This is a genomic window from Microcoleus sp. Z1_A1, from assembly GCF_036700305.1.
GTDB lineage: Bacteria > Cyanobacteriota > Cyanobacteriia > Cyanobacteriales > Microcoleaceae > Microcoleus.
The window spans coordinates 1-8,860 of sequence record NZ_JAUBOR010000087.1 but is presented as its reverse complement, the minus strand read 5'-3'; the positions used below and the strand labels follow the sequence as shown (position 1 = coordinate 8,860).

The window sequence follows — 8,860 nt, the reverse complement described above, 5'->3', positions numbered from 1 at the left end:
TATCAATTACGCACTTGATTTAGCTAAACACTTCATCTTATCATGTTTGAGGTTGAAATTAAGATGCGTTTACCCTGCTTTTAGAGACACAAATAGAGCGACACGCGATCGATCCAAGTTTAATTAATTCTTTAGAAATTGCCGCCGATTCTCGCACCTTATATCGGAAAGCAATAGACGCTTATGCGGATAGAGAACCTATTTTCCGCTTGTCAGTGCTGGTGGGAAAAGATATTATCAAAGTGAGGCGAAAATACTCAAAGACAGATCCGTTAGTGCTGGGATTTGTGACAATGGAGTTTCAATACACTAGCAAAATCTTGTTAGGATGTCTTTCGGAGTCAGAGAGAGCGGAATTTGCGCCCTACTTAAAAGTTGTAGACGACTATCTGCACATTCCCTACGGAGAGATTAACGAGGCGGCGGCGAATCAGCCCCCGAATTCAAGAGCTCTATTAGCCGTTCAGCATTTGTTGCAGCACACGACTCAGATTGCTAGTGCAGTGTACGATCGAGCTAGTGCCCAGCATCAAGGATACCGCAGCAGCAGCGGGTATTTGAGCGATCGCGAGGTAAAAATTTCTGGTATCCGAGATGTCGAGATTTTTCAAAGCTATTTGTGCTGGTGCGTTTTGGAAGGTAGCATTCACCCGGTACAGCAAGAATTGTTTCCAATTTGCGTGATGTTGTACCCGAAACTTCATGTAAGTTGGGAGTTAGTGCAGGATATGCTGCTGATTTTATTTTGGGAAATATGTGAGCGGCTTCCTGCTGAAGATTTAACGGTATTTGTACCTTACTTGCGTACTTTGACAGAGCTGTTTTCCAGGGATGTTTTTGATAATTAGGTAATTGATAATTGGTAATTGCTTCAAAATTTACCAGTTGCCTATTTAAAACTAAAAGCTGCGACTGCCAAACATCCCCAACCAACAATAAAAGCAACTCCCCCCAGCGGCGTAATTGCACCCAGCCATTTGATGTCGCTCAAACTCAGGGCGTACAAACTGCCTGAAAAGATGATTGTGCCGGCAATAAAAGCCCATCCAGCAACTGCAAAAAATGTTTGAGACTCTTGGGCGCGGCTCAAGAGTAAAGCGACGAGTAATAGAGCCAGGGCATGGTACATTTGATATCGGGCGCCGGTCTCAAAAATGGTTAAAGCTCGATCGCTCAATTGATTTTTTAAAGCGTGGGAGGCGAAAGCACCGCCTGCAACGGATAAACCTCCGAATACCGCTGCGACTGCTATAAAAATGCGAATTAAAATTAGCGTTGACATAATATTTATTGAATTGGGCAGAAGGAGGCTCGGCAACGAGCAATGTACGGGATGTAAAGGATAGAAGGAAGAAGGAAGAAGGAAGAGGGAAGTTCGGCAACGGATTCTGTAACGGATGTAACGGATGTAAAGGATAGAAGGAAGAAGGAAGAAGGAAGAGGGAAGAAGGAAGAGGGAAAAACATCTAATTGTTGAGATAGAAGGTGCGCGGTGCGTGCCTTACTTGTCATTGCGAGCCGCCGCGAAGCAATCGCAGAGTATGGAGGTTCACTTGCGTAACTTTGGTAAGGGAAGGTGCGCTAGGCGCACCCTAGGCTGATGAGAAATTAGCTTTTTTGCAAATATTTTTAACCTATTTCCGCACAGCTTCTAGCAAGCGAGAATAGTAAAAGCTAGTGCTAGTCATCGCTGTTCTGTTAATCACAAAACCATTGTTTTCTAGGATTTTGATAATATCAGCTTCGCGGTGCTGGTAAGCCCGGGTAGTTTTGCTGGGGCCTGGGAAAAGTTCACCAATTTTTTTGAGGGCGGTGAGTGCTAAAGTTTTGGGTGCAAAACTAAGAATTAGTCGCGATTCGGCGATCGAACTTAGGTGTGCGATCATTTCCGCAGCCTTATTTTGAGGATAGTGGATGAGTACATCCAAACAAATCACTGTGTGGAATTTGCCGGTTAAAGCTTCCAAATCTTGGGCGGCGAAGGAGATGTTGTAGAGCTTGCCGGGAACTGCTGTCGATCGATCGTAAGCTTCTGCTACCATCTTTTCAGAAATATCGCTAGCACAAACAATTGCCCCAGCTTCAGCCAGGGGAATGCTCAGAGAGCCTACACCGCAGCCGGCATCGCAGACACAAAGCCCGGGCAAATTGCCGTCAGCTTGCAGCCATTTGATGACTGTATCCACCGTTTGCTGATGCCCGGTGCGGATGTCTAGCTGAACTTTATTGACTTTGCCCTCGCCGTAAATTCGCTGCCAGCGATCGAATCCCGTCGAGTTAAAATACTGTCTAACTATAGTCTTGTCGTCTACCAAATTCATCGATCTGCCTGCTGCTGATTTATTGCCAACGGTTAGATATTATATAGCAATACGGTTCGGAAAATGTGCAACTTGCAACAACCGATTTTAGATGGGCGATTTGAGATTTTAGATGAAAACGGCACATCTAAAATCTCAAATCGATCGGGTGATACCAGTTCGCCCATTCCCAATTCTTCAATTCTTTAATTTAAAATGGTATAACAGGTTAAAATAACCGATGCCAAGTCAATTGCTTTGTCGCAGCATTTAAATTCCAGCGCAACAATTGAGTTGCAGATTTGCCAATAATTCCCGAAATTCCGATCGCCCTTCTCGGAGATTCAGTTGCCAGGGCGATCGCACTTTCGGCATCGCAAATTCCCCACTCCACTAAATTCTGCACTCCCGCCAACAGCGGCAGAGTTGTACCCGCCAAAGTAGCAGATTCCAGGACTGAGTGGTAATCTAATCTTACCCAAGCTGTACCTTTTCTGACTTCAATTTGTCGGGAATCCCAAGGATAAACACCATCTGGCAAACCCAAAGGAGCTAAAGCATCGCTCACCAAAAAAACGCCTTTTTCATACCTACCAGCGCGCAGCAAAAAATCAATCATTGTCGGAGAAACGTGCTTCCCGTCAGCAATTAAACCGCATTTTACCCCCGGATAAACAATCGCCGCTCCCAACAAACCCGGTTCTCTGTGGTGCAAACTCGGCATTGCATTAAAAGCGTGAGTTACCATTGAAGCTCCCCGATCAAATGCTTGCTGTGCTTGCTCTGCCGTCGCTTGGGAGTGTCCAAGGCTGACGGAAATTCCCAAACTTTGCAAATAGGAAATGACTTCGCCAGTGCTGTCTAACTCCGGTGCTAAAGTAATTATTTTGACAATATCGGCACAATCTCCTAAAACTTGCTTGACATTTTCTATAGTTAGCGGTAACAAAAACTCAACTGGGTGAGCACCTCGCTTCTGGGGGTTGAGAAAAGGGCCTTCGAGGTGAACGCCGATAATTTCCGCTGTTTGGGCTTTATTGGTTGCGGCAACAGTAGTTTGTACAGTGCGGATATAATCAGCTATAGTCGAGAGCGATCGCCTAAACTTATCCACCGAAGTTGTCACCAATGTCGGCAAAAAAGCATCGACTCCCTGATTCCACAAAAATTGACAAATTTTCGGCAAAATTTCAATATGCTCGATTTCTAAATCGGGAAAAGCAAAACCGAGCGCCCCGTTAATCTGCAAGTCAACACCGCCCAGAGAAATCCAATCGCCTGCTACATCAACGACTTGCAAATGAGGAGGACAAATCCGTTTAAATACGGCGTCCATCGGCAAAACTTCTTGAATGATTCCCGTTTCGTCAACAGCAAGCATCTGCAAATCCTTGCAGCCGGGGAGGCGAGCATTGAGAATATCTGTGGGGGTGGCAGTTGGGGTTGTGGCTTCAGTCATCCGAGTTTAGATTTTAGATTTTAGATTTTAGATTTAATATTCGCTACGGATAAATCCGGTGGCTGGTGAGGAGGGGGAGCTTTTTGCTTTTTGCTGGCTGCAGGGCTGCTCAGACGGGGGCTGGTGGCAAAATTGCTTTTAAGGGTCAGTTTTGGTACAAAATATCTAAATTTGAGTTAACGCAATCATTTAAAATTAGCATTTATCTGAAATCTGAAATCTGAAAATTGCATGAATCAAGCGACAGTTGGAATTATTATGGGTAGCGATTCGGATTTGCCAACCATGAAAGATGCGATCTCCGTTTGCGAAGAATTCAGTGTTGCTTGCTCCGTGGCGATCGTCTCGGCGCACCGCACCCCTGAGCGCATGGTGGAATACGCCCAAACCGCGCACCAACGAGGCTTGAAAGTCATTATCGCAGGTGCCGGGGGAGCGGCGCACCTCCCAGGTATGGTAGCATCTTTAACCCCCTTGCCAGTGATTGGCGTGCCCGTACCGAGCCGCCACCTGCAAGGGGTAGATTCGCTGTACTCGATCGTGCAAATGCCAGCGGGAATACCCGTAGCAACAGTGGGGATCGGCAACGCCAAGAATGCTGGCTTGCTGGCAGTTCAGATACTGGCAGCTCATCAGCCAGAATTGCTAGAGCGAGTTTTGCATTACCGCAAAACTTTGTCCGAATCTGTACTGAAAAAACAAAATCAACTAGAAGAGCTAGGCTATCATAACTATCTCAATCTCAACAAATAATCCAATAAACTTTTGTAGTAAGATTGGAAAGTTTTCCGAATATTGCTGAGCTTAGTAGCCGTAAAGAGGGTAAAAGTGATTAAAATGACTGTCGGAAAGAAAAAGTCGAAAAAAGTCAGGCGGGAGACTTTAAATTTGCCAGCAGCTAAATTTTTTACGAAAGTCAACAGGTTGAACAAGTTACCACGGGCGATCGCCCGCCTCACTCCAAGTTGGCAAGCCTGTATACCTTTAGCTGCAATCATCTTCTTGGTGTGGGGATATGCGGCCGTAGCCCAAACCCCTGCCACGCCAACCACCGAGGAACAATTAGCAAGCCTTAAGGTGGGGCTGGATACGATGTGGGTCATGGTGGCGGGGATGCTCGTGTTCTTTATGAACGCCGGTTTCGGTATGTTGGAAACCGGTTTTTGCCGTCAGAAAAATGCGGTTAACGTGCTGTCCAAAAACTTGATTGTTTTTGCGCTTTCTACGATCGCCTATTGGGCGATCGGCTTTGCCTTAATGTTCAGCAACGGCAACGAGTTTATCGGCAGCAGCGGATTTTTTCTGTGGAACGTAGCCGACAACAGCCCCGCCACAGGAGACGCTTATCAAGGCATTTTCGAGTCGCTTAACTGGACGGGAGTCCCCCTCAACGCTAAATTCTTTTTCCAATTAGTTTTTGCGGGAACTGCTGCGACGATCGTTTCTGGAGCCGTTGCAGAGCGAATTAAATTCCTTGAATTCTTAATTTTCAGCTTGCTGCTAGTAGGAATTGCTTACCCAATTACCGGACACTGGATTTGGGGCGGAGGCTGGCTGGCAGACGCAGGCTTCTGGGATTTTGCCGGTTCGACAGTGGTTCACTCCGTAGGCGGTTGGGCGGCTTTGATGGGAGCTGCATTTTTGGGGCCGCGGCTCGGCAAGTACCGCGACGGCGATACTGTGGCGATGCCGGGACACAATATGAGCATTGCCACCCTGGGCTGTTTGATTTTGTGGTTGGGTTGGTTCGGGTTTAATCCCGGTTCGACAATGGCCCTGGATCCAAATGCGATCGCCCACATTGCGATCACCACCAACACTGCCGGTGCCTTCGGGGGAGTTGCTGCAACCATTACGGCTTGGCTGTACCTTGGCAAACCCGACCTTTCGATGATTATCAACGGCATCCTCGCCGGCTTAGTCGGCGTAACAGCTAGCTGCGCTTGGATCAACGTGCCCAACTCTGCCATAATCGGCATAATCGCCGGCATCCTGGTAGTTTTCGCAGTAACTTTCTTCGACAACTTGAAAATTGACGACCCTGTAGGCGCAACTTCAGTTCACTTAGTCTGTGGAATCTGGGGAACTCTGGCAGTTGGGCTGTTTGCTGACGGGCCTACAACTGGACTTTATACCGCAGGCCCTGCAGCCGGATTGCTTGTGGGCGGAGGTTTTGGTCAACTCTGGGCGCAGTTGGTCGGCATTATCTCTGTAGGCGGGATGACCGTGCTGCTGAGTACGATTTTTTGGCTGGCACTCAAAGCTTTGCTGGGTATCCGCGTTTCGGCTTTAGAGGAGGCTGAAGGTTTGGATATCGGCGAACACGGGATGGAAGCTTACACTGGGTTTGTGAAGGAAACGAGCTTGGATAACAGAAGTGAGACCAGCTACGGCGGTTATGGTGGGGGTTCTGGGGGGAAGACTAACAAACTGTAGAGCGTGCGAAGAGATCGACCAATTCAGCTTTCGTGTCGTAGATTAGCTATTTATCAGCTAATCGACCTCTTTATTCAGAAAAACCCGAATCTGAAATACCCGCCAACTTATGGCTGTCTATCGTTGTGCTCGCGTTTCAATCTTCGATACGAACGCGGGCATATTTTTATTGTTAGCTTACTTTTAATGGCGTACATATAGCAGTTTTCGATTGCATGAGTCGGCGCCGATCATTGTTAATTGGTAATGGGGAAATGGGAATTGAGAATCTGTAACTAACGAACTTTGCAAACTGGTGTATTGATTAGAGTTTACCGGCAATTGCTTTAAGTTCTTCAACGACGCGCTTGTTCTTGGGATTCCTGGTGCCATCAAGGCGGGCGGAGACAACAGTGATTATTTCTAGTATATCTTTAGCTAAATCCTCGTCACAGCTAGTATTTTCGGTTTGATTTATAATCACTACCTCTGTCCCAAAGTGTTCGCACAAATTAAAAATTATTTCAGAACCAAATCTCAGCAGTCTGTCTTTGTGAGTTAATACCAACCTTTCTACTTGATTATCTGCGATCGCCCGAATTAGATGTTGTAAACCCTGCTTACTGTAATTAACCCCAGAACCTACATCCTCAATGATTTGGAATTGCCACCCCTGAGATGCACAAAACAATTCCAAAACTTGTTTTTGTCTGTCTAAATCATCTTTTTGGTTGTGACTGCTAACCCGAGCGTAAGCAATGGTTAAAGCGCCGTTGGGTTTTAAGCCAAGAAGATGAGCTAGGTCATAGCGTCTGTGACCGTTAGCGGTGCGTTCCGGTATTAGCTTGCCTTCGGCTTCCCATCTTCGCAAGGTGGAAGCGCTCACACCTTTAAGTTTGGCTGCTTCAGTTATAGTTAATTTTTTCATTTTTGGATTTTAGCATCAGAAATGAGTAATTTCGGTGAGTTTTAGATAGATTTTTGTTGAGATATGCTGATTGGACAAATCCGATTCCGGTGCCAGAAAGTTTGGTAGGCAGATTTTTTATGGTAAAGTAGTGCGAAAAAGTAAAGTTCTGCATCGCCGCCCTTGCCCAATACAGCACAGTGCTTGATTCTTACAAGAATTGAGGCTTTAATTGAGCGGTAAAATTTGATGCAGCAATCAGTGCAAATTATTCGGTGTGAGGCCTGCAAATAGCTTGAGTTTATGGAGAAGTTCGGAGGAGGTAGCAGAAGTAGAACTCATAAATCCCTCTTAGGGATGGAAGTTAGCCGATCGAAAACTGTTCCGGTTTGGGCTTTGCTATCTTTGGTGACGAACGGGGTACTGATACTTACAGTCGCTCAACTACTGCTGCAGGGAAACAACTTGACAGAAAGGTTCCAGGCGAATGATGCGGTGACGGCAGAAGCGGCCCAGGAACAAATTGGCCAACCGGCGATCTCTACAAAGGCAGTGCTAGACGTGCCCGTTCCCGGGCCGCGACATAAATGGACTTACCAGCAGTGGGTGACGCAGTTGGGTCGCGAAGCTGAGGCGGTGGCGGCGAATCGACCCTCAAGATTGAGTGTTTTGGCTGGGGATTCTCTCAGTATGTGGTTTCCGACTAAGCTGTTACCAGTCGATCGAATTTGGCTGAATCAAGGGATTTCGGGGGAGACTTCCCTGGGTTTGCTGAAGCGGTTGCAGTTGTTCGATCGCACTGCGCCGGATACAGTGTTTGTGATGATTGGGATTAACGATTTGTTGCGGGGGGCGAGCGACGAAGGGATTTTGGACAACCAGCGGCAGATTATTCGCGATTTGCGGTGGGCGCACCCCAAAGCACAAGTTGTGGTGCAGTCGATTTTGCCCCACAGCGGGGAACAAGCTACTTGGGAAAATCGCGATCGGCTGTTGGCGATTCCTAACAGTCGGATTCGGGCAATAAATCGACGGCTGAAAGAAATTGCTAGTTCGGAAAATGTTTTGTATCTGGATTTGCACCCACTGTTTGCGGATGCAGACGGCAATTTGCCAACTGAACTCAGCACAGACGGCTTGCACCTTAACGATCAAGGTTATCTGGTTTGGCGATCGGCCCTACAACTATTCGATCAGATGCAGTTGAAAAATGAGTCATGAGTCAATCGACTTTAGATTTTAGATTTTAGATTTTAGATTTTAGAATTGAAGCATTGACCCCACGGATAAATTCGGGGGGAAGGATAAAGTAACATTCTCCCTAACTCTCCCCCTCTACTCCTCCCACTCTCCCCAATTCAAAACTCCCGCCTTCTCCTCGACACCCCCTCTCCGATTACTCTGTTGTCACTGGCTATGTCAAGTAGCGACTGATACATTAAGAAATATGATAGTTAGCTATTTAGTATAAGGTGATACAGAATAACTGTTTGTACAAATGGTGGAATCCAAAAGGCACAGACCATTGGATTGATAGTTGACGAATTTAGATGAGTCCGGCTATACGAAGTCGGGAGGTTGAGGATTGGGGAATTATCTATTGAAGATTTGTTCCGCTAAAACACGGACTTAAAACCAAATAACTATTGCATCTAAAATCCTCGCATCTAAAATCGGCTGGGTCTTCCCGGAAAATTGCTGAGTATTATAAAACTTCATTAAGTTTATAAGCAGTAGTAAGCAAGAATGATAATATGTAGTCAGGAGGTTAACAATGAA

8 protein-coding genes are annotated in these 8,860 nt (G+C 46.4%); 4 read left to right on the top strand and 4 right to left on the bottom strand.

Annotated features, from left to right (window positions below; translation table 11 throughout):
* The first annotated feature begins 293 nt into the window (after positions 1 to 293).
* On the top strand, positions 294 to 848 hold the full coding sequence (locus QT973_RS26585) for a hypothetical protein (protein ID WP_333238654.1): 555 nt from the start codon (positions 294 to 296) through the stop codon (positions 846 to 848).
* Positions 849 to 889: 41 nt separating this feature from the next.
* Here the strand turns inward: QT973_RS26585 and QT973_RS26580 are convergent, their stop codons facing one another.
* The 3 genes from QT973_RS26580 to nagA all read right to left on the bottom strand — a co-directional run bounded on the left by QT973_RS26580 (position 890) and on the right by nagA (position 3,759).
* Positions 890 to 1,282: a DUF423 domain-containing protein gene (locus QT973_RS26580; protein WP_333055860.1), complete on the bottom strand. Its 393-nt coding sequence runs from the start codon at positions 1,280 to 1,282 to the stop codon at positions 890 to 892.
* Between the two features lie 352 nt (positions 1,283 to 1,634).
* Positions 1,635 to 2,321: a magnesium protoporphyrin IX methyltransferase gene (gene bchM / locus QT973_RS26575; RefSeq protein WP_333055861.1), complete on the bottom strand. Its 687-nt coding sequence runs from the start codon at positions 2,319 to 2,321 to the stop codon at positions 1,635 to 1,637.
* A gap of 208 nt (positions 2,322 to 2,529) precedes the next feature.
* Positions 2,530 to 3,759 carry an N-acetylglucosamine-6-phosphate deacetylase gene (gene nagA, locus QT973_RS26570; protein ID WP_333055863.1) on the bottom strand — a complete coding sequence of 410 codons (1,230 nt, stop codon included), beginning with the start codon at positions 3,757 to 3,759 and terminating at the stop codon, positions 2,530 to 2,532.
* A 231-nt stretch (positions 3,760 to 3,990) separates the two neighbouring features.
* Here nagA and purE point away from each other — a divergent pair, with 231 nt between their 5' ends.
* Together purE and QT973_RS26560 are read left to right on the top strand one after the other, a co-directional pair.
* On the top strand, positions 3,991 to 4,512 hold the full coding sequence (gene purE, locus QT973_RS26565) for a 5-(carboxyamino)imidazole ribonucleotide mutase (RefSeq protein ID WP_333055865.1): 522 nt from the start codon (positions 3,991 to 3,993) through the stop codon (positions 4,510 to 4,512).
* A gap of 84 nt (positions 4,513 to 4,596) precedes the next feature.
* Positions 4,597 to 6,195 (top strand): ammonium transporter, encoded by a 1,599-nt coding sequence (locus QT973_RS26560; protein ID WP_333055867.1) that lies wholly within the window; start codon positions 4,597 to 4,599, stop codon positions 6,193 to 6,195.
* A 304-nt stretch (positions 6,196 to 6,499) separates the two neighbouring features.
* Here the strand turns inward: QT973_RS26560 and QT973_RS26555 are convergent, their stop codons facing one another.
* Positions 6,500 to 7,102, bottom strand: a complete 603-nt coding sequence (locus QT973_RS26555) for an IS607 family transposase (RefSeq protein WP_333055868.1) — start codon at positions 7,100 to 7,102, stop codon at positions 6,500 to 6,502.
* Between the two features lie 282 nt (positions 7,103 to 7,384).
* Here QT973_RS26555 and QT973_RS26550 point away from each other — a divergent pair, with 282 nt between their 5' ends.
* Positions 7,385 to 8,302, top strand: a complete 918-nt coding sequence (locus QT973_RS26550) for an SGNH/GDSL hydrolase family protein (RefSeq protein ID WP_333055869.1) — start codon at positions 7,385 to 7,387, stop codon at positions 8,300 to 8,302.
* The last annotated feature ends 558 nt before the right edge of the window (positions 8,303 to 8,860 follow it).